The following is a 23419-nucleotide window of genomic DNA, read 5'->3' as shown; positions in this document are numbered from 1 at the left end:
CGAGATCCACCTTCCGGGACCGGCTACCGTATGCGGAACGCTCGTGCGAACCTGGGTTCACCCCTTCCCCGGGGGGAAGAGGGCGCGCTGAAGCACGCTACGAGTGAGCCGACGGTCCATCCTACGCCAGCGCGTCCGGTGCACCAAAACGGGGGTCCCGGAAAGCGGTCGCCGTCACATCTGCTACGTCAGGCCTTGCTGAGGACCGTCAGCGGCTCGACGTGGGCGGTGCAGGCCGAGCAGCGGCGGGCGGCCTCGGGGATGTCGGTCAGGCACTCGGGGCACGGGCGCTTCGGCGTCTTCGGCTTCTTCGGCATGTAGCGCGCGGTCGCCTTGGTGATCGGCAGCACCACGCAGAAGTACAGCACCGCGGCGGTCATGAAGAACGCGATCAGCACGTTGAGGAACTGCCCGTACGGGAAGGTCACCCCCGCGATGTGCGCCTTGTACGAGCTGAAGTCGCCGGCGGCGCCGACCACCACACCCACCAGCGGGGTGAGGAAGGCGGACACGAAGCCGGTCACCACCGCGGTGAACGCGGCACCGATGACCACACCGACCGCCATGTCGACGACGTTGCCGCGCATCATGAAGTCGCGGAATCCCTTGAGCACGTGCTCTCTCCTGCATCGCTCGTAACCGGACCGGCCGGAGCCGACCACTGCCAGCGCATAAAAATAGGACAAAAGCCCTGGAGGTCCAAACCTCCAGGGCCCTGATCCCTTGTCAGCAGCGGCAGTTGAGCGCCGTCAGGACTACGCGAGGGGGTCCGGAGCTGCGGTGATGCCCAGCTTGGCCAGCTCCGCCTTGCCGCCGTCGAAGGCGGTCAGCACCAGCGGGCCCTGCTCGGTGACGGCCACCGAGTGCTCCCAGTGCGAGGCCCACGTGCCGTCGTTGGTGACGACCGTCCAGTCGTCCTCCAGCACGGTGGTGTGCGGGGTGCCGAGCGACACCATCGGCTCGATCGCCAGCACGGTGCCGGGGACGAGCTTCGGGCCCTTGCCGCGGCCGCGCTCGACGTAGTTCAGCACGTGCGGCTCCATGTGCATCGCGGTGCCGATGCCGTGGCCGCCGTAGCCCTCGGTGATGCCCCACTTGCCCTTGGGCGGGAGCGGCTGGCGGCGGATGAAGCCCTCGATCGCCTTGGAGACGTCCACCAGGCGGTTGTTCTTCTTCATCTGGGCGATGCCGGCCCACATCGAGCCCTCGGTCACCCGGCTCAGCATCTCGACCTCCGGGCGGACCTCGCCGACCGCCACGGTGATGGCCGAGTCGCCGTGCCAGCCGTCCAGGATGGCGCCGCAGTCGATCGAGATGATGTCGCCCTCCTGGAGGGCCCGGTCGCCGGGGATGCCGTGCACGACCTCGTTGTTCACCGAGGCGCAGATCACGCCCGGGAACCAGAGCCCGCCGTGGTTGGCCCGGAAGTTCGAGGTGGCGCCGTGGTCGGTGATGACCTTGTCCGCGACGTCGTTGAGCTCCTGGGTGGTCACCCCGGGGGCGACCGCCTCGCGGCAGGCCTTCAGGGCCTCGGCGACGACCAGCCCGGCCGCTCGCATCTTCGCGATCTGCTCGGGGGTCTTGATCTCCACCATCTGGTCACGCCTTCCAAGTCCGGATTACCACTGCTACCACCGTACGACGCCGAAACGGCCGGGCCACCCGCGTGGGGCGGGCGACCCGGCCGTACCGTCGTACGTTCGCCGAGAGACTCAGCTGTCCTGCTTCAGCGCCTCGATCGAGCGGGCGGTGACCTCGTCCACCTTGCCGAGGGCCGAGATGGTCGCCACCAGGCCCTGCTGGACGTAGTAGTCGATGATCGGCTCGGTCTCCGTGTGGTAGACCTCCAGGCGCGTGCGCACCTTGTCCTCGGTGTCGTCCGAGCGCTGGTACAGCTCGCCGCCGCACTCGTCGCAGACGCCGTCGACCTTCGGCGGGTTGTAGTCCACGTGGAAGACGTGGCCACCGTCGTTGCGGCACAGGCGGCGGCCGGCGATCCGGCGGACGACCTCGTCCTCGGGGACCTCCAGGTCCAGCACGCCGTCCAGCTTGATGCCCTGCTCGGCGAGGAACTCGTCCAGCGCCTTGGCCTGCCCCAGGTTGCGGGGGAAGCCGTCGAGCAGGAAGCCGTTGACGGCGTCCGTCTGGAGCATGCGGTCCTTGGCCATCCCGATGGTGACCTCGTCCGGCACCAGGCGCCCCGCGTCCATGTAGGACTTGGCCTCGAGGCCCAGCGGGGTGCCCTGGCTGATGTTCGCACGGAACAGGTCGCCGGTGGAGATGTGGGGGATGGACAGGGTCTTGGCGAGCAGGTGCGCCTGAGTACCCTTCCCGGCCCCGGGAGGACCAACGAGGACGATACGCATCAGCGGAGGAACCCTTCGTAATTGCGCTGCTGGAGCTGGCTCTCGATCTGCTTCACAGTTTCGAGTCCGACGCCGACGACGATGAGCACGCTGGTGCCGCCGAACGGGAAGTTGGTCTGCTGTCCGAAGGCGACCAGGGCGATCATCGGGATCAACGCGATCAGGCCCAGGTAGAGCGAACCCGGCCACGTGATTCGGGTCAGCACGTAGTTCAGGTACTCGGCCGTCGGTCGGCCGGCCCGGATGCCCGGGATGAACCCACCATACTTCTTCATGTTGTCGGCAACTTCTTCGGGGTTGAAGGAGATGGCGACGTAGAAGAAGGCGAAGAAGACGATCAGCAGGAAGTACGTGGCCATGTAGATCGGGTGGTCACCCTTGACGAAGTTCGTCCGGATCCACGTGGCCCAGCCGGCCTGGCTGTTGGTCAGCTGGACCACCAGGGCGGGGATGTACAGCAGCGACGAGGCGAAGATGACCGGGATGACACCGGCCTGGTTCACCTTGAGCGGGATGTAGGTCGAGGTCCCGCCGAACGCGCGGCGGCCGATCATCCGCTTCGCGTACTGGACCGGGATCCGGCGCTGGGCCTGCTCGACGAAGATGACCAGCATCACGACGATGACGCCGACCGCGACCACGGAGAGGAACTCGACCCAGCCGCCGCCGATGGTGCCGGAGGTCTTGATCGCCCACATCGAGGACGGGAACTGCGCCGCGATCGAGGTGAAGATCAGCAGCGACATGCCGTTGCCGATGCCGCGGTCGGTGATCAGCTCACCGAGCCACATGATGACCGTGGTGCCGGCCGTCATCGTGAGCACCATGACGGCGATCCGGAACACGCTGGTGTCCGGGACGATCTGGTTGGCCAGCGGGCAGCCGGAGAACAGCGCGCCGCTGGAGGCCGTCGCCACGATGCCGGTGCCCTGGAGCACGGCGAGCGCGATGGTCAGGTAACGGGTGTACTGGGTGATCTTGGCCTGGCCGGCCTGGCCCTCCTTCTTCAGCATCTCCAGTCGCGGGATCACGACGGTGAGGAGCTGGAGGATGATGCTCGCCGTGATGTACGGCATGATGCCGAGGGCGAAGATCGTCAGTTGGAGGAGCGCGCCGCCGCTGAACAGGTTGACGAGCCCGAAGAGACCGCTGTTCTTGGTCTCCTTCACGCACTCGTTCACGGCCGTGAAGCTCACGCCCGGCATCGGAATGTGCGAGCCCAGGCGGAACAGCACCATGATGCCCAGCGTGAACAGCAGCTTCTTGCGCAGGTCGGGCGTCTGGAACGCCCGCGCGAACGCACTGAGCACGGTGCCTCCTGCGCCTCCCGCGCGTCGTCGGCGGGAGGGTCGGTCCTGAATGGGGAGTTTGCGGTTCGGGCCCCCGTACAGACGGCACAGGCGAGCCTACGCGCAGCCTACAAGGGAACTCCACGGACTCTAACAGTGCGCAGCCACTCGGAAGAAGCGCGTACCGCCCCTCCCCCACTCACGGGGTACGGGATGCCCGGGTTTGCCACACAAAAGAACGAGCGCCTTCCGGCCCGATGTCCCCGGGAACGGCACGAGCCCCGCACCTCCCGGAGGAGGTGCGGGGCTCGAAGGCGGATCTCAGCGGGCTCAGACGAGCTCGGTGACCGTACCGCCGGCGGCCTTGATCTTCTCGGCGGCGGAGCCGGAGACGGCGTCGACCGTCACCTGCAGCGCAACCGAGACCTCGCCGGTGCCGAGCACCTTGACGAGGGAGTTCTTGCGAACCGCGCCCTTGGCGACCAGGTCCTCGACAGTGACCTCGCCACCCTGCGGGTAGAGCTCGGCCAGCTTGTCGAGGTTGACAACCTGGAACGTGATCTTGAACGGGTTCTTGAAGCCCTTCAGCTTCGGCAGGCGCATGTGGAGCGGCATCTGGCCACCCTCGAAGCGCTGCGGAACCTGGTAGCGGGCCTTCGTGCCCTTGGTACCACGACCGGCAGTCTTACCCTTGGAGCCCTCACCACGACCCACGCGGATCTTGTCGGTCTTGGCACCCGGGGCGGGACGCAGGTTGTGGATCTTGATCGGGTTGTCGCCCATGATCAGTCCACCTCCTCAACCGTCACCAGGTGACGGACCGTGTGGGCCATCCCGCGGATCTCGGGACGGTCCTCCTTCACCACGACGTCGTGCATGCGCTTGAGACCAAGCGTACGCAGGGTGTCACGGTGGTTCTGCTTGCTGCCGATGTACGACTTGGTCTGCGTGATCTTCAGGCGAGCCATCAGGCGCTCACCCCAGCAGCACGCGCCCGCAGCAGAGCGGCGGGGGCCACGTCCTCCAGCGGCAGGCCACGACGGGCGGCGATCTCCTCGGGGCGCACGAGGCCCTTCAGAGCAGCCACGGTGGCGTGCACGATGTTGATCGCGTTGTCCGAGCCGAGCGACTTCGACAGGATGTCGTGAATGCCGGCGCACTCCAGGACGGCGCGCACCGGACCACCGGCGATAACACCGGTACCGGGGGCGGCGGGCTTCAGGAGCACGACGCCGGCGGCCTTCTCACCCTGGATCGGGTGCGGGATGGTGCCCTGGATACGGGGGACCTTGAAGAAGTTCTTCTTGGCCTCCTCAACACCCTTGGCGATGGCGGCCGGAACCTCCTTCGCCTTCCCGTAACCGACACCCACGGTGCCGTCACCGTCGCCCACCACGACCAGCGCGGTGAAGCTGAAACGACGACCACCCTTGACAACCTTGGCGACACGGTTGATCGCGACAACGCGCTCGACGTAAGCGGTCTTCTCGACGGCGGGGGCGTTGCCCCGGTCGTCACGCTTACGGTCGCGCCGCTCGCCACCGCCGGTGCCGCCGCCGGCGCCGCTACCGCGGCGCTGGGGTCCAGCCATTGGAATTACCTCTCTCGATTACGTCCGTCGACTGAGCCGACGAGCGGCTTAGAAGTCGAGCCCGGCCTCACGAGCCGCGTCCGCCAGGGCGGCGATGCGGCCGGCGTACCGGTTGCCCGCGCGGTCGAAGACGACCGACTCGATGCCGGCGGCCTTGGCGCGCTCGGCGACCAGGCTCCCGACCTTCTTGGCCAGCTCGGTCTTGTCGCCCTCGGCGCCCTTGATGGACACGTCGAGGGTGGACGCCGACGCCAGGGTGTGACCCTTGGCGTCGTCGATGACCTGGGCGACCATGTGACGGTTCGAACGCGTCACGACGAGGCGCGGACGCACCTCGGTGCCGACGACGCGCTTGCGAACGCGGATCGCGCGGCGCTTGCGAGCGGCGCTCTTGTAGGCGTTGCCCTTGCCGATCTTGACAGAGACACTCATCGCTTACTTACCACTCTTTCCGACCTTGCGGCGGATGACCTCGCCCGCGTACTTGACACCCTTGGCCTTGTACGGGTCCGGCTTGCGCAGCTTGCGGATCTTCGCGGCGACCTCGCCGACCTTCTGCTTGTCGATGCCGTCCACGTGGAACTTGGTGGCCGACTCGACGACGAAGGAGATGCCCTCGGGGGCCTCGACGAGGATCGGGTGGCTGTAGCCCAGCTGGAACTCCATGTTGGAGCCCTTCGCCAGAACTCGGTAGCCGACACCGCTGATCTCCAGCGACTTGCGGTAGCCCGCGGTCACGCCGGTGATCATGTTCGCCACCAGCGTGCGGGAAAGGCCGTGCAGGGCCTTCGACAGACGCTCGTCGTTGGGGCGGGTGACGAGCAGCGTGCCGTCCTCGCCCTTACCGATCTCGATCGGCGCGGCGACAACGTGGGTGAGGGTGCCCTTCGGGCCCTTCACCGAGACCGCCTGGCCATCGATGGTGACGTCCACGCCAGCGGGGACCTGGATGGGCAGCCGTCCAATGCGCGACATTGCTGTACCTCCGTTTCCCGAATTACCAGACGTAGGCGAGAACTTCTCCGCCTACGCCCTTCTTGGCGGCCTGCTTGTCGGTGAGGAGACCCGAAGACGTGGAGATGATCGCCACGCCCAGGCCGCCGAGCACCTTCGGCAGGTTGGTGGACTTTGCGTAAACGCGCAGACCCGGCTTGCTGATGCGCTTGATGCCGGCGATGGAGCGCTCACGGTTGGGGCCGAACTTGAGCTCGATGGTCAGCTTCTTGCCGACCTCGCCCTCGACGGGCTCCTCAACCTTGTAGGAGGAGATGTACCCCTCCTGCTGCAGGATCTCGGCGACGTGCGCCTTGATCTTGCTGGCCGGCATCGCCACGGAGTCGTGGTACGCCGAGTTCGCGTTACGCAGACGCGTGAGCATGTCTGCGATGGGGTCGGTCATGGTCATGATGGCCTCAGGCCTCTCTCGCCGCGGTTTCTCCGCGCCAGGTCCCCCTGCCGCACTCTTCCGAGTTCGTCAGGGGCACAAGCGCAGGGGACCTGCGACGTCGTAAGACTGGGTGCGAGCCCTCCAGAAGGGCCACGGGCGTCCATGGGGAAGCCGTGGCAGGGGGCCCGACCCCACTACCTTACGGGAATCCGTACGGTAGGCCCAAAACGGGCCGGTGTGGGATCGGGCACCTCTGCTTCGCTGTGTGCCTAAAGTGCCTGGTCCCTCTGTTGGGAGAGGACTACCAGGAGCTCTTGGTCACGCCCGGCAGCTCGCCGCGGTGCGCCATCTCACGAAGGCAGACACGGCACAGGCCGAACTTGCGGTACACCGAGTGCGGACGGCCGCAGCGCTGGCACCGGGTGTAGGCCCGGACGCCGAACTTCGGCTTGCGCTCGGACTTCGCGATGAGGGACTTCTTCGCCATGTGTTACGCCTCCTTGAACGGGAAGCCCAGAGCGCGCAGGAGCGCCCGGCCCTCGTCGTCGGTCTGGGCGGTGGTCACGACGGTGATGTCCATACCGCGCTGACGGTCGACCTTGTCCTGGTCGATCTCGTGGAACATGACCTGCTCGGTCAGACCGAAGGTGTAGTTGCCACGGCCGTCGAACTGCTTCGGGGAGAGGCCACGGAAGTCACGGATACGCGGCAGGGCCAGCGACACCAGACGGTCCAGGAACTCCCACATGCGGTCACCACGGAGGGTGACGTGGGTGCCGATCGGCTGGCCCTCGCGCAGCTTGAACTGCGCGATGGACTTGCGAGCCTTGGTCACGGCCGGCTTCTGACCGGTGATCGCGGTCAGGTCGCGGATCGCGCCCTCGATCAGCTTGCTGTCACGGGCGGCCTCGCCGACACCCATGTTGACGACGACCTTGACCAGGCCGGGCGTCAGCATGACGTTCTCGTACGAGAACTGCTCCTGCAGCTGACCCTTGATCTCGGAGTTGTAACGCTCCTTGAGACGGGGGGTCACCTTCTCAACAGTCGTCTCAGACATCAGATGTCCTCACCGGTTCGCTTGGCAACGCGGATCTTGTTGCCCTCGTCATCGAAGCGGTAGCCAACGCGGGTGACGACCTTCTTGCCGTCCTTCTCCACGACCAGCTGGACGTTGGAGACGTGCACCGGCGCCTCGACGGTGACGATGCCACCCTGAGTGCCCGGGCCCGGCTTGGTGTGCTTCTTGACCCGGTTCACACCCTCGACCAGGACCTTGTTCTCGGCGGGCATGGCCTGGATGACCTTGCCCTGCTTGCCGCGGTCCTTGCCGGTGATGACCTGAACCAGGTCACCCTTCTTGATCTTCATGCTGTTCGCCATGAGTTAGAGCACCTCCGGCGCAAGCGAGATGATCTTCATGAACTTCTTGTCACGCAGCTCGCGGCCCACCGGGCCGAAGATGCGGGTACCACGGGGGTCACCATCGGTGTTCTTCAGAACGACCGCGGCGTTCTCGTCGAAGCGGATGTACGAGCCATCCGGACGACGGCGCGACTTCACGGTACGGACGACGACGCACTTGACGACGTCACCCTTCTTCACCGAACCGCCGGGGATCGCGTCCTTGACGGTCGCGACGATGACGTCCCCGATACCGGCGTAGCGGCGACCGGAACCACCGAGAACGCGGATGCAAAGGATTTCCTTCGCGCCCGTGTTGTCGGCGACACGCAGTCGCGACTCCTGCTGGATCACAGCTTTCTCCTGATCGTCAACGAGAGCTGACGGGCCGGCCGCTGCTCACACCAGCGCCCGCGAGGGACCTGGTGCACATACGGCCGTACCGCATCAACTTCGTTACTTGGCCTTCTCGAGGATCTCGACGACGCGCCAGCGCTTCGTCGCGGACAGCGGGCGGGTCTCCGCGAGGAGGACCCGGTCGCCGATGCCGCAGGCGTTCGCCTCGTCGTGCGCCTTCAGCTTGTTCGTACGGCGGATGACCTTGCCGTACAGAGCGTGCTTGACGCGGTCCTCGACGGCGACGACGACGGTCTTGTCCATCTTGTCGCTGACGACGAGACCCTCACGGGTCTTGCGGAAACCGCGCGTCTCGTTGGTGTTCTCAGTCATCAGGCGCTCTCCACCGTCTCGATGCCCAGCTCGCGCTCGCGCATCAGGGTGTAGATCCGCGCGATGTCCTTACGGACGAGCTTGAGCCGTCCGTGGTTGTCGAGCTGCCCGGTCGCCGCCTGGAAGCGGAGGTTGAACAGCTCCTCCTTGGCCTCACGGAGCTTGGCAACGAGACCCTCGTTGTCCAGCTCGCGGAGGTCAGCAGCCTTGGTGCCGGCCGACATCAGCTCTCACCTGCCTCGCGCCGGATGATCCGGCACTTCATCGGGAGCTTGTGAGCTGCGCGGGTCAGCGCCTCACGAGCCACCTTCTCGTTGGGGTACGACAGCTCGAACATGACCCGACCCGGGTGCACGTTCGCGATCCACCACTCGGGCGAACCCTTACCGGAACCCATGCGGGTCTCGGCCGGCTTCTTGGTGAGCGGACGGTCCGGGTAGATGTTGATCCAGACCTTGCCGCCACGCTTGATGTGACGGGTGACGGCGATACGAGCGGACTCGATCTGCCGGTTCGTCACGTAGGCCGGGGTGACGGCCTGGATGCCGTACTCGCCGAAGGCGAGCTCGGTGCCACCCTTGGCAGCGCCACGACGCTTCGGGTGGTGCTGCTTGCGGTGCTTGACCCGACGGGGGATCAGCATGGGAGTCAGGCCTCCGTTCCGGTGTTCTCGGCAGCCGGCGCCTCAGCGGCCGGGGCCGCGGGGGCCTCGGCAGCGGCGGGACGACGGCCGCGGCCACCGCGCTCGCCACCACGGCGGTCGCCACCGCGGGCGGGACGACCACCCTCGGGACGGGCCGGGCGGTTGCCCGAGCGGGCAGCGGCGTTCTCAGCGCGGACCTCGGCGATGTTCTTGACGTCGCCCTTGTAGATCCAGACCTTCACGCCGATGCGGCCGAAGGTGGTCTTGGCCTCGAAGAAGCCGTAGTCGACGTTCGCACGCAGGGTGTGCAGCGGCACACGACCCTCGCGGTAGAACTCCGACCGGCTCATCTCGGCGCCGCCGAGACGACCGGAGCACTGGACCTTGATGCCCTTGGCGCCGGACTTCATGGTGCCCTGCATCGACTTGCGCATGGCACGGCGGAAGGAGACGCGGGAGGACAGCTGCTCCGCGACGCCCTGAGCCACGAGCTGGGCGTCCAGCTCGGGGTTCTTGACCTCGAGGATGTTCAGCTGGACCTGCTTGCCGGTCAGCTTCTCGAGGTCGCCGCGGATGCGGTCGGCCTCGGTGCCACGGCGACCGATGACGATGCCGGGGCGGGCGGTGTGGATGTCGACGCGGACGCGGTCGCGGGTGCGCTCGATCTCAACCTTCGAGATGCCGGCGCGCTCCATGCCCTTCGTCATCATGCGACGAATGGCAACGTCTTCCTTGACGTAGTCCTTGTACAGCTTGTCGGCGTACCAGCGGGACTTGAAGTCCGTGCTGATGCCGAGGCGGAACCCGTGCGGGTTAACCTTCTGGCCCATTACCGGGTCCCTTCCTTGCTGCTGACGACCACGGTGATGTGGCTGGTCCGCTTGCGGATCCGGTAGGCGCGGCCCTGGGCACGCGGGCGGAACCGCTTCAGGGTCGGACCCTCGTCAACGTACGCCTCGCTGATGACGAGGTCGTCCACGTTGGAGTGGTTGTAGTTGTGCGCGGCGTTGGCAATGGCGCTGTCGAGCACCTTGCCGACCGGCACGGTGGCGGCCTGCGGAGCGAAACGCAGGACGGCCTGGGCCTCCGTGGCCGGCAGGCCACGGATGAGGTCCACCACGCGGCGGGCCTTCATGGGCGTGACGCGGATGTACCGCGCCTGGGCCCTGGCTTCCATGGTTGTCCCCTTAATGGAGTAAGTCATTGAGTCGTTCTGGCGGTGAAGCTCAGGCGACTAGCGACGCTTCGACTTGCGGTCGTCCTTGACGTGGCCGCGGAAGGTGCGGGTCGGAGCGAACTCGCCCAGCTTGTGGCCGACCATCGACTCGGTGACGAACACCGGGACGTGCTTGCGACCATCGTGAACCGCGATCGTGTGGCCGAGCATGGCCGGGAAGATCACGGAGCGGCGGGACCAGGTCTTGATGACGTTCTGGGTACCCGCCTCGTTCTGCGCGTCCACCTTCTTGAGAAGGTGGCCGTCGATGAAGGGGCCCTTCTTGAGACTGCGCGGCATCTGACCTGCTCCTAGCGCTTCTTGTTGGTCTTGCGGCGGCGCACGATGAGAGCGTCCGACGCCTTCTTCGGGCGACGGGTACGACCCTCCTTCTGGCCCCACGGCGAGACCGGGTGGCGACCACCAGAGGTCTTACCCTCACCACCACCGTGCGGGTGGTCGATCGGGTTCATGGCGACACCACGCACGGTCGGGCGAACGCCCTTCCAGCGCATACGGCCGGCCTTGCCCCAGTTGATGTTCGACTGCTCGGCGTTGCCGACCTCGCCGACGGTGGCGCGGCAGCGCGCGTCGACCAGGCGGATCTCGCCGGAGGGCATGCGCAGGTGCGCCATCTTGCCCTCACGCGCCAGCAGCTGGATGCCGGAGCCGGCCGAGCGGGCCAGCTTGGCACCGCCGCCGGGACGCAGCTCCACCGCGTGGATGGTGGTACCGACCGGGATGTTGCGCAGCGGCAGGTTGTTGCCCGGCTTGATGTCGGCGCCAGCGCCGTTCTCGATCCGGTCGCCCTGCGTGATGCCGCGCGGCGCGATGATGTAGCGCTTCTCGCCGTCCGCGTAGTGCAGCAGCGCGATGCGCGCGGTGCGGTTCGGGTCGTACTCGATGTGCGCGACCTTCGCCGGCACGCCGTCCTTGTCGTGACGACGGAAGTCGATCACGCGGTAGGCGCGCTTGTGACCGCCACCCTGGTGGCGAACGGTGATCCGACCGGCGTTGTTACGGCCGCCCTTGCTGTGCAGGGGGCGAACCAGCGACTTCTCCGGGGTGGACCGCGTGATCTCTACGAAGTCGGCCACGCTGGAGCCACGACGGCCCGGCGTAGTCGGCTTGTACTTGCGGATGCCCATTTGGCTCTCTCGTCCTCGTCCTTATCGACGATCACGATCTCCGTTAGGAGACCGGACCACCGAAGATGTCGATGCGGTTGCCCTCGGCCAGCGTCACGATGGCGCGCTTGGTGTCCTTGCGCTTGCCAAAGCCCGTCTTGGAGCGCTTGCGCTTGCCCTGACGGTTGATCGTGTTGACAGCCTCGACCTTGACCGAGAAGACCGCCTCGACGGCCTGCTTGATCTGGGTCTTGTTGGCGCCCGGCGACACGATGAACGTGTACTTGTTCTCGTCGAGAAGGCTGTAGCTCTTCTCGGAGATGACCGGCTTCACCAGGACGTCACGGGGGTCCGTGAACGTCTTGCTCGTAACGTCGCTCATCAGGCGGCGCTCCCTTCGAGCTCGCCCTCAGCGGCAACGGCCTTGGCGGACGCGGCCGGACCGGCCACGAAACGCTCGAAGGCGGCCTGGGTGAAGACCACATCGTCGGAGACGAGCACGTCGTAGGTGTTCAGCTGACCGGCGTCCAGGATGTGCACGTGCGGCAGGTTGCGAGCGGACTTCAGGCCCAGCTCGTCCTCGCGCTCGACGACCAGGAGGACGTTCTTGCGCTCGGTGATCTTGCCGAACAGGCTCTTGGCGGCCTTGGTCGACGGCACCTCGGCCGCGACCACGTCGGTGACGACGTGGATGCGGTTGTGGCGGGCCCGGTCGGTGAGCGCACCGCGCAGAGCGGCGGCGATCATCTTCTTCGGGGTCCGCTGCGAGTAGTCGCGCGGCACGGGACCGTGCACGACGCCACCGCCGGCGAACTGCGGCGCACGGGTCGAGCCCTGACGGGCGCGGCCGGTGCCCTTCTGGCGGTACGGCTTCTTGCCGCCACCGCGGACCTCGCCACGAGTCTTGGTCTTGTGGGTGCCCTGACGGGCCGCAGCGAGCTGCGCCACGACGACCTGGTGCATCAGCGGAACGCTGACCTTCGCGTCGAAGATCTCGGCCGGAAGCTCGAGGCTGCCGGTCTTGTCGCCCGAGGGCGACAGGATGTCAATGGTGCTCATATCCTCACAGCCCCTTCGCCGCGGTGCGGACGAGGACGAGGCCGCCGTTCGGACCCGGGATTGCGCCCTTGATCAGGAGCAGCCCCTTCTCCGCGTCAACGGCATGGATGGTCAGGTTCTGGGTGGTCACACGCTCGTGGCCCATCCGGCCGGCCATCCGTACGCCCTTGAACACGCGACCCGGGGTGGCGCAGCCACCGATCGAGCCGGGCGAGCGGTGCTTGCGCTGCACACCGTGACCGGCGCCGAGGCCCCGGAAGTTGTGGCGCTTCATGACACCGGCGAAGCCCTTGCCCTTGGAGGTGCCGGTCACGTCGACCTTGACACCCGCCTCGAACAGCTCGGCGGTGATCTCCTGGCCCAGGGTGTACTCGGAGGCGTCCGAGGTACGGAGCTCGACCAGGTGGCGGCGCGGGGTGACACCGGCCTTGGCGAAGTGGCCCGCGAGGGGCTTGTTCACCTTGCGGGGGTCGATCTCGCCGAAGCCGATCTGGACGGCGTCGTAGCCGGCCGGGCTGTCGGCGGTGTGGACCTGGGTCACGACATTGGGCCCAGCCTTGACGACGGTCACCGGGACGACCCGGTTGTTCTCGTCCCAGACCTGGGTCATGCCGAGCTTCTCGCCCAGGATGCCCTTAATCTGCTTAGCCATCTTCGGTGCGCCTCTCAGAGCTTGATCTCGATGTCGACGCCAGCCGGCAGGTCGAGACGCATGAGCGAGTCAACCGTCTTCGGCGTGGGGTCGAGGATGTCGATCAGACGCTTGTGAGTACGCATCTCGAAGTGCTCGCGCGAGTCCTTGTACTTGTGCGGCGAGCGGATGACGCAGTACACGTTCTTCTCAGTGGGCAGCGGCACCGGGCCCGCGACCTGCGCACCAGTACGAATCACCGTCTCGACGATCTTCTTCGCCGAGGAGTCGATGACCTCGTGGTCGTAGGCCTTGAGCCGGATGCGGATCTTCTGTCCCGCCATGGCTACTCAGTAGTCCTTTGTCCTTAGTCACTTCGCGACTCCCCCTCCGACCCCCGCGCTCGGGCGTGTCGCACTCGCGCTTGCAAAAAACCGGCGAAGTAATTCGTCGGTTTAAAACTTTCGGGGTGAGGGGTGCCGGGTCGAGGCCCCGCACACGCTTCCCGGAAGATTCCCGTACTTTCGCCCCGCAGCTGCCGTGGCGTAGAACTCACGCTTGACGGCCATCACGGGAACGACGAGTACATGGGACTCGCTTCCGGTCCTCCCGGCGGGAGGCGCGCAGCATCGGCACTCAACCGAGCAACTTGGACATACTGCCACATGGAGCAGCCCGGATGCCAATCGGGGCCGGTGAGGCGCTCCTCACCGGCCCCGATGGGGTGACGTCCCCGCTCAGTCCTTGCGCCAGAGCACCCAGCCCCGGTCCTTGTTGAACTTCGCGACGTGCCAGCCGGGCCGCGCGTCCGGCCAGCTGGTCTGCGGCAGGTCGCCCTTGCTCCAGCCGGCCAGGTACGCGGTGGCCGCCTCCGGCGGGGCGGAGCCGTCCTTCAGGTCGTCCGACCAGACCCGGCCCCAGTAGACCTCGTAGGCCATCGACATCCGGGTGTCCCAGTCGAGGTCCATGTCCAGGACGACGTTGTCGCCCTTGCGCAGGCCCGCCTCCTTGGCCACGCCCACCGCCTGGTACTTGCGGGCCTTGGCGTGCGGCTCGGAGACGTTGTCGGTGACGGCGACCGTCGCGTAGGCGGCGAACAGCGTCACGCACCCCACCACCGCGGCCACCACCCGGCGCCCGCCGGCCACCCGCAGCAGCAGGCAGGCGCCCAGCACCGCCAGCGCGCCGAAGCTCGTCCGGACCATGTGCAGGTCGTCCCAGGTCGAGGCCAGGAACATCGCGTCCGGCACCGTCCACGGACTGACCCAGAGCTTGAGCGCGGCGCCCGCGTACGCGCCGACCGACAGCTGGATGATCCCGATCGCCGCCACGCCGGCCAGCGCCGTCCACAGCAGCGCGCGGACCCCGGCCCGCCACAGCGCGGCCAGGCCCACCACCATGAACATCGGCACCAGCACCGCGCAGTACCGGGCGTACACCCAGTTGTCGGTCCGGTCGTTGTCCGCCAGCCCCGCTGCCGAGGCCAGCGCGGTGCCGAACAGCAGGGCCACCATGGTGAAGGCCACCACCCGCTCGGCCACCGTGTACCGGCGCCGGAAGACGACCGCCACGCACAGCACCAGGGCGACCGCCCCGAAGCCGTACGTGGAGGTCATGAAGTACCAGAGCTGCCCGAAGGTGCGAGCGATGATCGTGCCGATGTACTTGCTGTCCCCGAGGTTCTCGAAGACCTTGTTGCCGACGGTGCTCGGCGGCACGTCCTTGAACTGGTTCTCGACGAAGCGCGCCAGCAGCTTCGCGCCCAGGTACGACAGCCCGAGCCCGCCGACGCCGGCCAGCGAGGCGAGCCGCGGCGCCCAGCCGACGGCCAGCACCACCGCCAGGACCAGCGCGGTCAGCGCCACGACCACGCCGCCGCGGTCGTGGGTGGCCAGCGAGTAGCCGGCCGCCAGGCCCATCCCGGCCGCGTACAGCGCGCGGCGGCGCGTCGTGCCGGGCGAGAGCCAGCCGTGCATCGCGAGCAGCCAGGCCAGCAGGATCACCGGCAGCACGGTGTCCGACATCACGAACTGGGAGTAGAAGACCACCGGCGGCACCAGCGCCACGGCGGCGCCCACCAGGTACGCGTGCGGCCGGGACAGGCCCACCCGACGCGCCGCCGCCACGGCGAGCGGGAACACCAGCGCGTTGAGCAGCGCGTTGATGCCCATGATCAGGTGGTACGCGGCGGCCGGGGTGTCGGCGATCCGCAGCGCCGGCGAGATCAGCAGCGGGTACCCGCCGGGGATCACCACGCCGACCGGCATCTCGGTGGTCGGCCGCCCGGCCAGCACCCGCGCGATCACCAGGTAGGAGTCCTCGTCGGCGTGCACCGACGGGAAGTAGTTGTGGATCGACAGCACCAGGCGGAACGCCACCTGGCCGCCGTACCCGAGCAGCAGGACCACCGGCCAGAACCAGCGGTGGGCGGCCAGCGCCCGCAGCCGGGCCGGCACGACCGGTGTGTCGGGCGCGTTCGTGCCGCCGTCCTCACCCCGGCCCGGGCCGTCGGACGTGTGGGCAGAGTCGATCAGCGGCTGCACCGGGACACTTCCCTACTTGTATGAGTTTGGCGATCTCGTCATGACCGGCTCCGGGCGGCGCGCCACGGTTCCCGCCACCACTCGTCGAAGCGCATCGGCAGTGTGCCACGCGGTGATCTGCCGGAGCCAACACACTCCTCCCCCCACGGACGACAACGGCCCGCCAGGACAGGGTGGTTCGGCCCCTGCTGATCCGCTGCCCGGGGGGCTGGCAGAATCTCGGTGTCCGGCACCGTAACCACACACCGCCTCCGCACCGAATCTCTGCGGAAGAGCAGAAGGACCGAACAGTGACGACGAGCGTGCAGCCCGCCTCCACCCCGGGCATGCAACAGGGCATACCGTCCAGGCGAACAAGACGGGCCGCCGCCCTGCGCGGCCCCGCCGTCCTCTGGACCGCGGAGGCCCTGACCGCGGTCGCGGCGGCCCTGCTCATGACGGGCCTGGCAACGTCCATCGAGCTGAACCCCATGTCGCGGATCGGCCAGGTCAGCGGCCTCGCCGCGTTGCAGCTCCGGCTCCTGCTGCTGCTCGCCGTCGTCGTCCTGGTCCTGGTGTCGGCGATGCGCCGCTGGGCGGAGGTCCCGGTCCGGTTCGCCGCGGCCGCGGTCGCGGGCCTGTCCTCCGGCGTCCTGGCGGCCGGCGTCTCGCTCGCGCTGCGCGACACCAACTGGCCTCTGTACGCCCAGTCGGGGGACTCCGGCAACCTCCAGGCCTGGGTCAGCGCCCTGATGGACGGCAAGCCCCTCGACGGCGCCTACCCGCCGTTGTTCCCGCACATCGTCGCCTTCGTCGCCGAACACCTCACCCACGGACAGATCGGCTACGCGCTCAAGCTCGTCGACCTGCTGTTCGTCGCGATGCTCGGCCCGCTCGCCTACCTGTCCTGGCGGCTGCTGCTGCCCCCGCTCTGGGCACTCGGGATCGGCGTCACCGCCGCCCTGCCGATGGCGCAGCCGTACAAGCCGTACACCACCTTCGTGCTCGTCGCCTTCCTCCCCGTGCTGGCGAAGCTGATGCAGCTCCTCCAGCGCGCCCCGGAGCTCCCGCGCCGCACCGTCGCCGTCCGCGGCGCCGTGCTCGGCCTCGGGATCGCACTGCTGTTCAACCTCTACTCCGGCTGGTTCGTGTGGTCCGCCGCCGGAGCGGTGGTCCTCACCGTGGTGCTGCTGCTGCGTGCCCGCCGCACCGGCGGGACCCCCGGCCTGCTCAACGCCCTGACCGCGATCGGCGCCGCCGCCGGGGTCTTCCTGGCCGTCTCCTCCCTCTACCTGGTCCGGCTGCTCGGGTCCGCCGGGAGCACGGTCGACCGCTACTGCTACTTCGACACCTACACCGAGCCGACCTACTTCGCGATGTGGCGCGACGACCTCCCCGGCACCGACGGCCAGAGCACCTGGCCGATCCCCGGCGAGCTCGGCGGGGTCGGCCTCTTCACGATCCTGCTGCTGGTCGGCCTGGGCGTGGCGCTGGCCCTCGGGATCGGCCGGGCCGTCGTCCTGACCGCCGCCGCCTGCACGGCGAGCGCCCTGCTGATGCGCTACTGGTACGCCTCCCACATGGAGCGCGACCAGGCCGTCATGCTCTACCCGCGCACCAGCGCGCAGCTGCTCTACTGCCTGCTGGTCCTCGTCGGCCTGGCCTGCTACCTGATCGCCCGCCGCCGTCGGAGCGCCGCTTCGGCCCCCGAGACGGCCGAGGAGACCGGCCGCCGTCTCCCGCTGCGCCTCAACCAGCGCGGCGTGGCCATCGGCGCCCTCTGCGCGCTGGGCCTGCTCTTCGGCATGGCCGGCTCCGCCACCGCCAGCAAGTACATGCCCGACCCGCACGAGGGCGCCGGCATGCTGGCCTGGATCTCGCAGACCACCGCCGACACCAAGGGGCACTGCTCACGCTACGCGCCCAAGTGCGTCGACGCCCCGGGACTCATCAACCCGGCGGACCCGAAGGTCGACCTCGGGAAGCTGATCTGCCCGAAGGTCAACCCGTACCCGCGCAAGGACGAACTGCTCCCCGGGTTCTCCGCAGACCTGCCCGAGTGACCCTCCCCGAACCGCGAACGGCACTGGGCCGGTAGTCCGAACTCGGACTACCGGCCCAGTGCCGTACCAGTGGGTGCGAGCGGTCAGTGCCGGTCGCCGCCGGTCAGCGCGTGGCGGACCAGCACCTTGGCGCCGGCCCGCTCGCCGCGCTTCAGGGCGCCCGGCAGCATGGTCAGCGCGTGCAGGCGGGAGGCGCTGCGGAACCGGGCCGCACGGGCGGCCTTCGGCCAGCCGCGGGCGTCCATCCGCTCCGCCACCGCGTTGAAGTACCGCTCCGCCTCGGTGAACCGGGTGCCGGAGAAGGCCTGCACCGAGGACTCGCTGACGGCGTGCCGCCGGTACTGGAAGACGACGGTGGTGTTGTCCACCAGCATCTGCTCGCCGCGCTCCAGCAGGTCGACGACCAGGGCCAGGTCCTGGATCACCGAGTACTCGTCGCGGAAGTTGACCGCGCGCAGCGCCTCGCCCCGCCAGCAGATCGACGGGAAGTAGAGCCAGTTGCCGCGCAGCACGCTCGCGGCCAGCTCCTCGCCGCCCATCAGCCGCCGGCCCTTGACGGTCGGCGCGTAGATCTTCTCCTTGACGTTGTCCGCCAGGCCGGAGCGGCTGACCTCGCCGTTGCCGTCGATGACCTCGACGCCCGGCTGCACCATGCCCAGGTCCGGGTTGTCCTTGACGATCGCCCGGACGGTCTCCAGGTAGTGCGGGTGCAGCAGGTCGTCGCAGCCCATGATGACCACGTGGTCGGCCGTGGACAGCTCCACGCACTTCTGGAAGTTCTTGGTGATGCCGAGGTTCCGCTCGTTGCGCAGGTAGCTCACCCGGTCGTCGCCGAGCGAGGCGAACCAGCCCGGGACGTCCGGCTCCTTGCCGTCGTCTATGACGGTCAGCCGGAAGTCCCGGTCGGTCTGCGCGAGGATGCTCCGCACCGCGGCCTGCATCAGCGCCACGTCGCCGTAGTACGGCAGCATGAACTCGAAGGTCGCCACGGGATCAGGCCTTGCTGCGGTCGACCGGCGCCGAGACCGGCAGGTCCAGGTCGAAGCGCTCCTCGTTCAGACGGGCGCCCTCGTTGATCGCCACGGTCCGCGCCAGGTCGGTGAGCTTCTTCTCCAGCGAGCGGAAGCGCAGGAAGGTGTTCAGGGTCAGGAAGCCCATCCCCAGCACCATCCCGTACAGCACCAGGTCGGTGCCGCGGCCGACACCGAGCTGGTGGGCCAGCCAGGTCACGTCGGTGGGACGCAGCACCGCGTAGATGTTCACGAGCACGAAGACCGAGAACGCGATGCGCTTCCAGGCGCGGGTGTTGGCACGGTCCCAACGCCGGATGAACATGAAGGCGAGAGTGACCGAGCCGAGAATGAGAACCAGCTGGATCCAGAAGAATTTCATCGGCGGCTACGCTCCCGCAGCGAGATGTCGAAGATGATGTTGACGCCGTTGATCAGGGACTGACCCTTGGCGCGTGAGTAGTCGGTGTACAGGATGTCCACCGGGAGTTCGGCGACCCGGAGGTCCGAGCCGGCGAGGAAGCTGACGATCTCCGACGCGTGCGCCATGCCGTTCATGGTGATCCGCAGCCGGCCGGCGGCCTCGCGGTTCAGCACGCGCAGACCGTTGTGGGCGTCGGTCAGCTTGAGCTTGCGAGCGGTCGGGCTGACGGTCGCCGCGGTGCGCAGGACGACCCGCTTGATCCACGGCACCTGCCCGTTCTGCTCGATGAAGCGCGAGCCGAGGACGACGTCCGTGTCGCCCTCCCGCAGCAGGGCGACCATCTTCTCGACGTCGGCGGTCTGGTGCTGGCCGTCCGCGTCGAAGGTGGCGAAGTACTTGGCGCCCGGCTGGGCCAGGGCGTAGGCGAGGCCGGTCTGGAGGGCGGCACCCTGGCCGAGGTTGACCGGGTGGCGCACCAGGTGCGCGCCCGTCTCCATGATGTGCTTGGCCGAGTCGTCGCCGCTGCCGTCATCGACGACCACGATGTTCGGGAACGTCTTTCGCGCCCCCTCCACAACGTCGGCGATCACCTGGCCCTCGTTGTAGGCCGGGATCACCAGCCAAACATCGTCGTACTGGGACACGGAGGCTCCATGAATGGGGTCTGGCCCGCGCTGCTGCGCGGCGATCTGAAGATGAGGGGCGGACACGGTCAGTCACCGGCCGTCCGGCTGCTCAACACCGCGGCGTTCGGGTCCCCCGACTGCTGGACGAGGCCGGCGGAGTTCGTCGCCGAACGGGCGAAACTCTGCCTCAGGACCGCCAGCATACCGAGGACGGTGGCCACGGAACCCGCCGTGTACGCAACGACCACGCGGGTGGACACGTCGCCCGGCATGAAGGTGATCGCGGCGAGGACCGCCGTGCCGACCGCCCAGCAGAGCAGCTGAAGGTTGTGCCGCTTGAATACCATCAGCGCCTGGCCGAGCACCATCGCGAACATGTACGCCACGGTTCCGGCGGACATCCAGAAGAAGTCGAGGCAGCCGAGCACCGGCTTTGCGCCGAACAGCACCTGGATCAGCCAGGGGCCGAGGGCGACCGCCGGGATGCCGCCGAGCACGCCGAGTCCGCCGACCACGGCGCCGATCTTCTTGAGCATCCCGGTGAAGGCGGCCCGGTCCCCGACCGCGATCGCGGCGGAGAGGCCGTTCAGCAGCGAGGCCTGGAGCGAGCCGAAGACGAACAGCGGCACCCGGGCCAGCACCAGCGCGTTGAGCAGGGCGGCGATCAGCGCGGAGTCGGAGGGCGCGAGCAGCTTGGTGCTCACCACGGCCGCGTTCACCACGACCTGGGAGAGCAGCGTCGAGCAGATCAGCAGGCCGAGCCCGGAGCAGAGTTCGGACCAGCCGACCTGCTCGCCGGGCTTCACCGCGCGCAGCAGCGGCGGCAGCGTGACGATCGTGGCGATGATCGGCGCGACGGCCAGGATCAGGCTGAACGCGAGCGCCGAGTGCACACCGGCCACGGCGAAGGCGAAGGCCAGGCCGATCCGCAGGCCGCCGTCCAGGCCGAGCTGGGTGCCGTACGCGCCGAAGCGGCCGAGGCCGGCCAGCACGCCGCGGGTGAGGTAGCAGACGGCCATGCCGGTGAAGGCCCCGCCGAGCGCCAGCACCAGCGAGCGGTCGCCGTGGAACATCGACCGGGCGATCGGGCCGGAGGCGGCGCCGAGGGCGACCAGGGTCGCCGCGAGGATCCCGCCGGTGAGCAGGGTCGCCCGGCGCAGCACCGGCGCGGCGCCGTGGCCGAGCGCCGCGCGCGCCGAGACGATCCGGGTGAGCTCCTGCTCGATCGGGAAGAAGACGCCGATGCCGACCGACATCACGATCGTCCACAGCAGCGAGACGTTCGCCATGTCGTCGACCGACAGGCTGTGGCCCGCCACTCCGAGGTGGATGTAGGAGGCGGCACCCAGTACGACGGTGCCGCCGGCCACCGCCAGGGTTCCCGGCGGTAGCGCGGCAGCCACCTTCGTCAGTGCGTTCTTCACTGAGGTCTGTCGCTCTCCGTGGTCCGGGCCGTGGCGGCCAGTTCGGCGAAGACGGGCGTGGCCAGGGCCTCGGCCAGCATGGTCCGCCACTCGGGCAGCGGCGCCAGCCCGGCGGCGGCCCAGCGGTCGTGGGCCAGCACGCTGAAGGCGGGGCGGGCGGCCGGGCGGACGAAGGCCTCCGACGTGGTCGGGCGGATCCGCTCCGGGTCCAGCCCGCTCAGCGCGTAGGTCTCGCGGGCCAGTCCGCACCAGGTGGTCCGGCCGCTCGCGGTGCCGTGGTAGACCCCGGCCGGGGCCTGCCCGGCGAGCGCGGCCCGGCCGAGCTCGACCAGGCGGCCGGCCAGCGCGTACGACCAGGTCGGCTGGCCGTGCTGGTCGTCCACCACGTCCAGGGTGTCGCGCTGGGCGGCGAGCTTGAGCATGGTGGCCACGAAGTTCGGGCCGTGCTCGCCGTACAGCCAGGCGGTGCGAACGACGTAGCCGTGCTCGGGGAGCAGTTCGGCGACCGCCCGCTCCCCCACCAGCTTGCCGCGGCCGTACGCGTTCACCGGCGCGGTCGGGGCGTCCTCCGGGCAGGGCTCGGTGGCGTCGCCCGGCAGGACGTAGTCGGTGGAGACGTGCAGCAGCCGCGCGCCGCTCTTGGCGCAGGCCTCGGCCAGGTGGCGCACACCGGTGCCGTTGACGGCGGTGGCGGCGTCCTCCTCGGCCTCCGCGGCGTCGACGTTCGTCCACGCGGCGCAGTTGACCACGATGTCGTGGCCCTCGACGGCGGCCTGGACGGCCGCCGGGTCGGTGATGTCGAGGTCCGCCCGGCGCAGCGCGGTGATCTCGGCGGTCCCGTCGGCGCCCAGCACCGAGAGCAGGTCCTGCCCGAGCATCCCGGCCGCGCCGGTGACCAGCCAGCGCACGGGCGCGGCGGCGTTCGCGGTCACTTGGCCAGGGCCGCCTTCTGCTTCAGCGGCTCCCACCAGGCGCGGTTCTCGCGGTACCACGCGATGGTCGCGGCGAGGCCGTCCTCGAAGCGGACCTGCGGCTCGTAGCCGAGCTCCTCACGGATCTTGCTGATGTCGATCGAGTAGCGGAGGTCGTGGCCCTTGCGGTCCTCGACGTGCTCGACCATGTCCCAACCCGCGCCGGCGGCCTCCAGCAGCAGGCCGGTCAGCTCCTTGTTGGTGGCCTCGGTGCCGCCGCCGATGTTGTAGACCTCACCCGCGCGGCCGCCGCGCATGACCAGCTCGATGCCCCGGCAGTGGTCGGAGACGTGCAGCCAGTCGCGGACGTTGCCACCGTCGCCGTACAGCGGCACCTTCTTGCCGTCGATCAGGTTGGTGGTGAACAGCGGGATGACCTTCTCCGGGAACTGGTAGTGCCCGTAGTTGTTGGAGCAGCGGGTCACCACGACGTCCATGCCGTGGGTGCGGTGGTACGCCAGCGCCAGCAGGTCGGAGGAGGCCTTGGAGGCCGAGTACGGGGAGTTCGGCTCCAGCGGCCAGGTCTCGGTCCAGGAGCCCTCGCTGATCGAGCCGTACACCTCGTCGGTGGAGATGTGCACGAAGCGGCCGACGCCGTGCTTGCGCGCGGCGTCGAGCAGGACCTGGGTGCCGACGACGTTGGTCAGCACGAACGGGCCCGCACCGGCGATCGAGCGGTCCACGTGGGACTCGGCGGCGAAGTGCACCACCACGTCGTGGCCCGGCATGACCTGGTCGACGGCGTCCGCGTCGCAGATGTCGCCCTGGACGAAGGTGTAGCCCTTGTGGTCGGCCACCGGGGCGAGGTTCTCCAGGACGCCCGAGTAGGTGAGCTTGTCAAAGACCGTGATCCGGGCGTTCTCGTCAGCCCCGAGGAGCTGACGGACGAACTCCGAACCGATGAACCCGGCGCCGCCGGTCACGAGGATGCGCATAA

33 protein-coding genes are annotated in these 23419 nt (G+C 68.5%); 1 reads left to right on the top strand and 32 read right to left on the bottom strand.

Features of this window, described 5'->3' with window-relative positions; translation table 11 throughout:
• Positions 1 to 188: 188 nt before the first annotated feature.
• From mscL to ACFVXH_RS32685, 26 genes are all read right to left on the bottom strand, one after another.
• Entirely contained in the window at positions 189 to 614 is a 426-nt protein-coding gene (gene mscL, locus ACFVXH_RS32810; RefSeq protein ID WP_049649047.1) for a large conductance mechanosensitive channel protein MscL, read from the bottom strand.
• 141 nt (positions 615 to 755) lie between these two features.
• Positions 756 to 1595: a type I methionyl aminopeptidase gene (gene map / locus ACFVXH_RS32805; protein ID WP_117488221.1), complete on the bottom strand. Its 840-nt coding sequence runs from the start codon at positions 1593 to 1595 to the stop codon at positions 756 to 758.
• A gap of 117 nt (positions 1596 to 1712) precedes the next feature.
• Positions 1713 to 2366, bottom strand: coding sequence for an adenylate kinase (locus ACFVXH_RS32800; RefSeq protein ID WP_380739395.1), 654 nt, complete (start codon positions 2364 to 2366; stop codon positions 1713 to 1715).
• The gene (gene secY / locus ACFVXH_RS32795; RefSeq protein WP_030055837.1) at positions 2366 to 3676 is read right to left on the bottom strand and encodes a preprotein translocase subunit SecY; all 1311 of its coding nucleotides are present in this window, start codon (positions 3674 to 3676) and stop codon (positions 2366 to 2368) included. Before secY ends, ACFVXH_RS32800 begins: the two co-directional genes overlap by 1 nt.
• A 309-nt stretch (positions 3677 to 3985) precedes the next feature.
• Positions 3986 to 4438 carry a 50S ribosomal protein L15 gene (rplO, locus tag ACFVXH_RS32790; RefSeq protein WP_030280790.1) on the bottom strand — a complete coding sequence of 151 codons (453 nt, stop codon included), beginning with the start codon at positions 4436 to 4438 and terminating at the stop codon, positions 3986 to 3988.
• Between the two features lie 2 nt (positions 4439 to 4440).
• Positions 4441 to 4623 (bottom strand): 50S ribosomal protein L30, encoded by a 183-nt coding sequence (gene rpmD / locus ACFVXH_RS32785; RefSeq protein WP_049649044.1) that lies wholly within the window; start codon positions 4621 to 4623, stop codon positions 4441 to 4443.
• Entirely contained in the window at positions 4623 to 5246 is a 624-nt protein-coding gene (gene rpsE, locus ACFVXH_RS32780) for a 30S ribosomal protein S5 (RefSeq protein ID WP_030055834.1), read from the bottom strand. The genes rpmD and rpsE overlap by 1 nt, the downstream gene beginning before the upstream one ends.
• A 48-nt stretch (positions 5247 to 5294) precedes the next feature.
• Positions 5295 to 5678 carry a 50S ribosomal protein L18 gene (gene rplR / locus ACFVXH_RS32775; protein WP_030280785.1) on the bottom strand — a complete coding sequence of 128 codons (384 nt, stop codon included), beginning with the start codon at positions 5676 to 5678 and terminating at the stop codon, positions 5295 to 5297.
• A gap of 3 nt (positions 5679 to 5681) precedes the next feature.
• A complete protein-coding gene (gene rplF, locus ACFVXH_RS32770; protein WP_049649043.1) occupies positions 5682 to 6221 on the bottom strand; it encodes a 50S ribosomal protein L6 in 540 nt (179 codons plus the stop codon).
• 22 nt (positions 6222 to 6243) lie between these two features.
• Positions 6244 to 6651 (bottom strand): 30S ribosomal protein S8, encoded by a 408-nt coding sequence (rpsH, locus tag ACFVXH_RS32765; protein ID WP_030055831.1) that lies wholly within the window; start codon positions 6649 to 6651, stop codon positions 6244 to 6246.
• A gap of 283 nt (positions 6652 to 6934) precedes the next feature.
• Positions 6935 to 7120, bottom strand: a complete 186-nt coding sequence (locus ACFVXH_RS32760; RefSeq protein ID WP_030055830.1) for a type Z 30S ribosomal protein S14 — start codon at positions 7118 to 7120, stop codon at positions 6935 to 6937.
• A gap of 3 nt (positions 7121 to 7123) precedes the next feature.
• Complete coding sequence (rplE, locus tag ACFVXH_RS32755) at positions 7124 to 7693, bottom strand: 50S ribosomal protein L5 (RefSeq protein WP_030393302.1); 570 nt, start codon at positions 7691 to 7693, stop codon at positions 7124 to 7126.
• Positions 7693 to 8004 (bottom strand): 50S ribosomal protein L24, encoded by a 312-nt coding sequence (rplX, locus tag ACFVXH_RS32750; RefSeq protein ID WP_030055828.1) that lies wholly within the window; start codon positions 8002 to 8004, stop codon positions 7693 to 7695. Before rplX ends, rplE begins: the two co-directional genes overlap by 1 nt.
• A 15-nt stretch (positions 8005 to 8019) precedes the next feature.
• The gene (gene rplN / locus ACFVXH_RS32745) at positions 8020 to 8391 is read right to left on the bottom strand and encodes a 50S ribosomal protein L14 (protein WP_030393301.1); all 372 of its coding nucleotides are present in this window, start codon (positions 8389 to 8391) and stop codon (positions 8020 to 8022) included.
• Positions 8392 to 8493: 102 nt separating this feature from the next.
• Entirely contained in the window at positions 8494 to 8766 is a 273-nt protein-coding gene (gene rpsQ, locus ACFVXH_RS32740; protein ID WP_030055826.1) for a 30S ribosomal protein S17, read from the bottom strand.
• Positions 8766 to 8990 (bottom strand): 50S ribosomal protein L29, encoded by a 225-nt coding sequence (rpmC, locus tag ACFVXH_RS32735; RefSeq protein ID WP_049649042.1) that lies wholly within the window; start codon positions 8988 to 8990, stop codon positions 8766 to 8768. The genes rpsQ and rpmC overlap by 1 nt, the downstream gene beginning before the upstream one ends.
• The gene (gene rplP, locus ACFVXH_RS32730) at positions 8990 to 9409 is read right to left on the bottom strand and encodes a 50S ribosomal protein L16 (RefSeq protein ID WP_030055824.1); all 420 of its coding nucleotides are present in this window, start codon (positions 9407 to 9409) and stop codon (positions 8990 to 8992) included. Before rplP ends, rpmC begins: the two co-directional genes overlap by 1 nt.
• Positions 9410 to 9414: 5 nt before the next feature.
• Positions 9415 to 10239, bottom strand: coding sequence for a 30S ribosomal protein S3 (gene rpsC, locus ACFVXH_RS32725; protein WP_049649041.1), 825 nt, complete (start codon positions 10237 to 10239; stop codon positions 9415 to 9417).
• Positions 10239 to 10586, bottom strand: coding sequence for a 50S ribosomal protein L22 (gene rplV / locus ACFVXH_RS32720; RefSeq protein WP_030055822.1), 348 nt, complete (start codon positions 10584 to 10586; stop codon positions 10239 to 10241). Before rplV ends, rpsC begins: the two co-directional genes overlap by 1 nt.
• Positions 10587 to 10643: 57 nt before the next feature.
• Complete coding sequence (gene rpsS, locus ACFVXH_RS32715; protein ID WP_030055821.1) at positions 10644 to 10925, bottom strand: 30S ribosomal protein S19; 282 nt, start codon at positions 10923 to 10925, stop codon at positions 10644 to 10646.
• An 11-nt stretch (positions 10926 to 10936) separates the two neighbouring features.
• Complete coding sequence (gene rplB, locus ACFVXH_RS32710; protein ID WP_030393297.1) at positions 10937 to 11773, bottom strand: 50S ribosomal protein L2; 837 nt, start codon at positions 11771 to 11773, stop codon at positions 10937 to 10939.
• Positions 11774 to 11816: 43 nt separating this feature from the next.
• Positions 11817 to 12134, bottom strand: coding sequence for a 50S ribosomal protein L23 (rplW, locus tag ACFVXH_RS32705; protein ID WP_030280768.1), 318 nt, complete (start codon positions 12132 to 12134; stop codon positions 11817 to 11819).
• A complete protein-coding gene (gene rplD, locus ACFVXH_RS32700) occupies positions 12134 to 12811 on the bottom strand; it encodes a 50S ribosomal protein L4 (protein ID WP_049649040.1) in 678 nt (225 codons plus the stop codon). Before rplD ends, rplW begins: the two co-directional genes overlap by 1 nt.
• A gap of 4 nt (positions 12812 to 12815) precedes the next feature.
• Positions 12816 to 13463: a 50S ribosomal protein L3 gene (gene rplC / locus ACFVXH_RS32695; RefSeq protein WP_030055817.1), complete on the bottom strand. Its 648-nt coding sequence runs from the start codon at positions 13461 to 13463 to the stop codon at positions 12816 to 12818.
• A 14-nt stretch (positions 13464 to 13477) separates the two neighbouring features.
• A complete protein-coding gene (rpsJ, locus tag ACFVXH_RS32690; protein ID WP_012785157.1) occupies positions 13478 to 13786 on the bottom strand; it encodes a 30S ribosomal protein S10 in 309 nt (102 codons plus the stop codon).
• Positions 13787 to 14179: 393 nt separating this feature from the next.
• On the bottom strand, positions 14180 to 15985 hold the full coding sequence (locus tag ACFVXH_RS32685; RefSeq protein WP_387829489.1) for a hypothetical protein: 1806 nt from the start codon (positions 15983 to 15985) through the stop codon (positions 14180 to 14182).
• Between the two features lie 290 nt (positions 15986 to 16275).
• On the opposite strand from ACFVXH_RS32685, the gene ACFVXH_RS32680 reads away from it, so the two are divergent.
• The gene (locus tag ACFVXH_RS32680; protein ID WP_387829487.1) at positions 16276 to 18027 is read left to right on the top strand and encodes a hypothetical protein; all 1752 of its coding nucleotides are present in this window, start codon (positions 16276 to 16278) and stop codon (positions 18025 to 18027) included.
• Between the two features lie 83 nt (positions 18028 to 18110).
• Here ACFVXH_RS32680 and ACFVXH_RS32675 read toward each other — a convergent pair whose 3' ends face one another.
• From ACFVXH_RS32675 to rfbB, 6 genes are all read right to left on the bottom strand, one after another.
• On the bottom strand, positions 18111 to 19016 hold the full coding sequence (locus ACFVXH_RS32675) for a glycosyltransferase family 2 protein (RefSeq protein WP_198959420.1): 906 nt from the start codon (positions 19014 to 19016) through the stop codon (positions 18111 to 18113).
• 4 nt (positions 19017 to 19020) lie between these two features.
• On the bottom strand, positions 19021 to 19419 hold the full coding sequence (locus ACFVXH_RS32670) for a DUF2304 domain-containing protein (RefSeq protein ID WP_074003960.1): 399 nt from the start codon (positions 19417 to 19419) through the stop codon (positions 19021 to 19023).
• Complete coding sequence (locus tag ACFVXH_RS32665) at positions 19416 to 20105, bottom strand: glycosyltransferase family 2 protein (RefSeq protein ID WP_049649036.1); 690 nt, start codon at positions 20103 to 20105, stop codon at positions 19416 to 19418. The genes ACFVXH_RS32670 and ACFVXH_RS32665 overlap by 4 nt, the downstream gene beginning before the upstream one ends.
• 68 nt (positions 20106 to 20173) lie before the next feature.
• Positions 20174 to 21511 carry a lipopolysaccharide biosynthesis protein gene (locus ACFVXH_RS32660; protein WP_181970608.1) on the bottom strand — a complete coding sequence of 446 codons (1338 nt, stop codon included), beginning with the start codon at positions 21509 to 21511 and terminating at the stop codon, positions 20174 to 20176.
• The gene (gene rfbD / locus ACFVXH_RS32655; RefSeq protein ID WP_074003961.1) at positions 21508 to 22443 is read right to left on the bottom strand and encodes a dTDP-4-dehydrorhamnose reductase; all 936 of its coding nucleotides are present in this window, start codon (positions 22441 to 22443) and stop codon (positions 21508 to 21510) included. The genes ACFVXH_RS32660 and rfbD overlap by 4 nt, the downstream gene beginning before the upstream one ends.
• Positions 22440 to 23417 carry a dTDP-glucose 4,6-dehydratase gene (gene rfbB, locus ACFVXH_RS32650; protein WP_117488227.1) on the bottom strand — a complete coding sequence of 326 codons (978 nt, stop codon included), beginning with the start codon at positions 23415 to 23417 and terminating at the stop codon, positions 22440 to 22442. Before rfbB ends, rfbD begins: the two co-directional genes overlap by 4 nt.
• Between the last annotated feature and the right edge of the window lie 2 nt (positions 23418 to 23419).

This window comes from Kitasatospora sp. NPDC058184 (genome assembly GCF_042883725.1).
Taxonomy (GTDB): Bacteria; Actinomycetota; Actinomycetes; order Streptomycetales; family Streptomycetaceae; genus Kitasatospora.
Note: the sequence above shows the minus strand (reverse complement) of the source record. Positions and strands in the feature narration are given on the sequence as shown.

Coding starts and splice junctions, on each gene's coding strand:
- rfbB (WP_117488227.1), bottom strand. CDS start 23,417: ATGCGCATCCTCGTGACCGGCGGCGCCGGGTTCATCGGTTCGGAGTTC.
- rplC (WP_030055817.1), bottom strand. CDS start 13,463: ATGGCTAAGCAGATTAAGGGCATCCTGGGCGAGAAGCTCGGCATGACC.
- ACFVXH_RS32760 (WP_030055830.1), bottom strand. CDS start 7,120: ATGGCGAAGAAGTCCCTCATCGCGAAGTCCGAGCGCAAGCCGAAGTTC.
- rpsC (WP_049649041.1), bottom strand. CDS start 10,239: ATGGGCCAGAAGGTTAACCCGCACGGGTTCCGCCTCGGCATCAGCACG.
- rplE (WP_030393302.1), bottom strand. CDS start 7,693: ATGTCTGAGACGACTGTTGAGAAGGTGACCCCCCGTCTCAAGGAGCGT.
- rplO (WP_030280790.1), bottom strand. CDS start 4,438: ATGGGCGACAACCCGATCAAGATCCACAACCTGCGTCCCGCCCCGGGT.
- rplR (WP_030280785.1), bottom strand. CDS start 5,678: ATGAGTGTCTCTGTCAAGATCGGCAAGGGCAACGCCTACAAGAGCGCC.
- rplV (WP_030055822.1), bottom strand. CDS start 10,586: ATGGAAGCCAGGGCCCAGGCGCGGTACATCCGCGTCACGCCCATGAAG.
- rplB (WP_030393297.1), bottom strand. CDS start 11,773: ATGGGCATCCGCAAGTACAAGCCGACTACGCCGGGCCGTCGTGGCTCC.
- rplP (WP_030055824.1), bottom strand. CDS start 9,409: ATGCTGATCCCCCGTCGGGTCAAGCACCGCAAGCAGCACCACCCGAAG.
- rpsE (WP_030055834.1), bottom strand. CDS start 5,246: ATGGCTGGACCCCAGCGCCGCGGTAGCGGCGCCGGCGGCGGCACCGGC.
- rplX (WP_030055828.1), bottom strand. CDS start 8,004: ATGAAGATCAAGAAGGGTGACCTGGTTCAGGTCATCACCGGCAAGGAC.
- rplD (WP_049649040.1), bottom strand. CDS start 12,811: ATGAGCACCATTGACATCCTGTCGCCCTCGGGCGACAAGACCGGCAGC.
- rpsH (WP_030055831.1), bottom strand. CDS start 6,651: ATGACCATGACCGACCCCATCGCAGACATGCTCACGCGTCTGCGTAAC.
- rplW (WP_030280768.1), bottom strand. CDS start 12,134: ATGAGCGACGTTACGAGCAAGACGTTCACGGACCCCCGTGACGTCCTG.
- rpsS (WP_030055821.1), bottom strand. CDS start 10,925: ATGCCGCGCAGTCTCAAGAAGGGCCCCTTCATCGACGGCCACCTTCTC.
- rplF (WP_049649043.1), bottom strand. CDS start 6,221: ATGTCGCGCATTGGACGGCTGCCCATCCAGGTCCCCGCTGGCGTGGAC.
- rpsQ (WP_030055826.1), bottom strand. CDS start 8,766: ATGACTGAGAACACCAACGAGACGCGCGGTTTCCGCAAGACCCGTGAG.
- rpmC (WP_049649042.1), bottom strand. CDS start 8,990: ATGTCGGCCGGCACCAAGGCTGCTGACCTCCGCGAGCTGGACAACGAG.
- rpsJ (WP_012785157.1), bottom strand. CDS start 13,786: ATGGCGGGACAGAAGATCCGCATCCGGCTCAAGGCCTACGACCACGAG.
- rpmD (WP_049649044.1), bottom strand. CDS start 4,623: ATGGCTCGCCTGAAGATCACGCAGACCAAGTCGTACATCGGCAGCAAG.
- ACFVXH_RS32800 (WP_380739395.1), bottom strand. CDS start 2,366: ATGCGTATCGTCCTCGTTGGTCCTCCCGGGGCCGGGAAGGGTACTCAG.
- ACFVXH_RS32670 (WP_074003960.1), bottom strand. CDS start 19,419: ATGAAATTCTTCTGGATCCAGCTGGTTCTCATTCTCGGCTCGGTCACT.
- map (WP_117488221.1), bottom strand. CDS start 1,595: ATGGTGGAGATCAAGACCCCCGAGCAGATCGCGAAGATGCGAGCGGCC.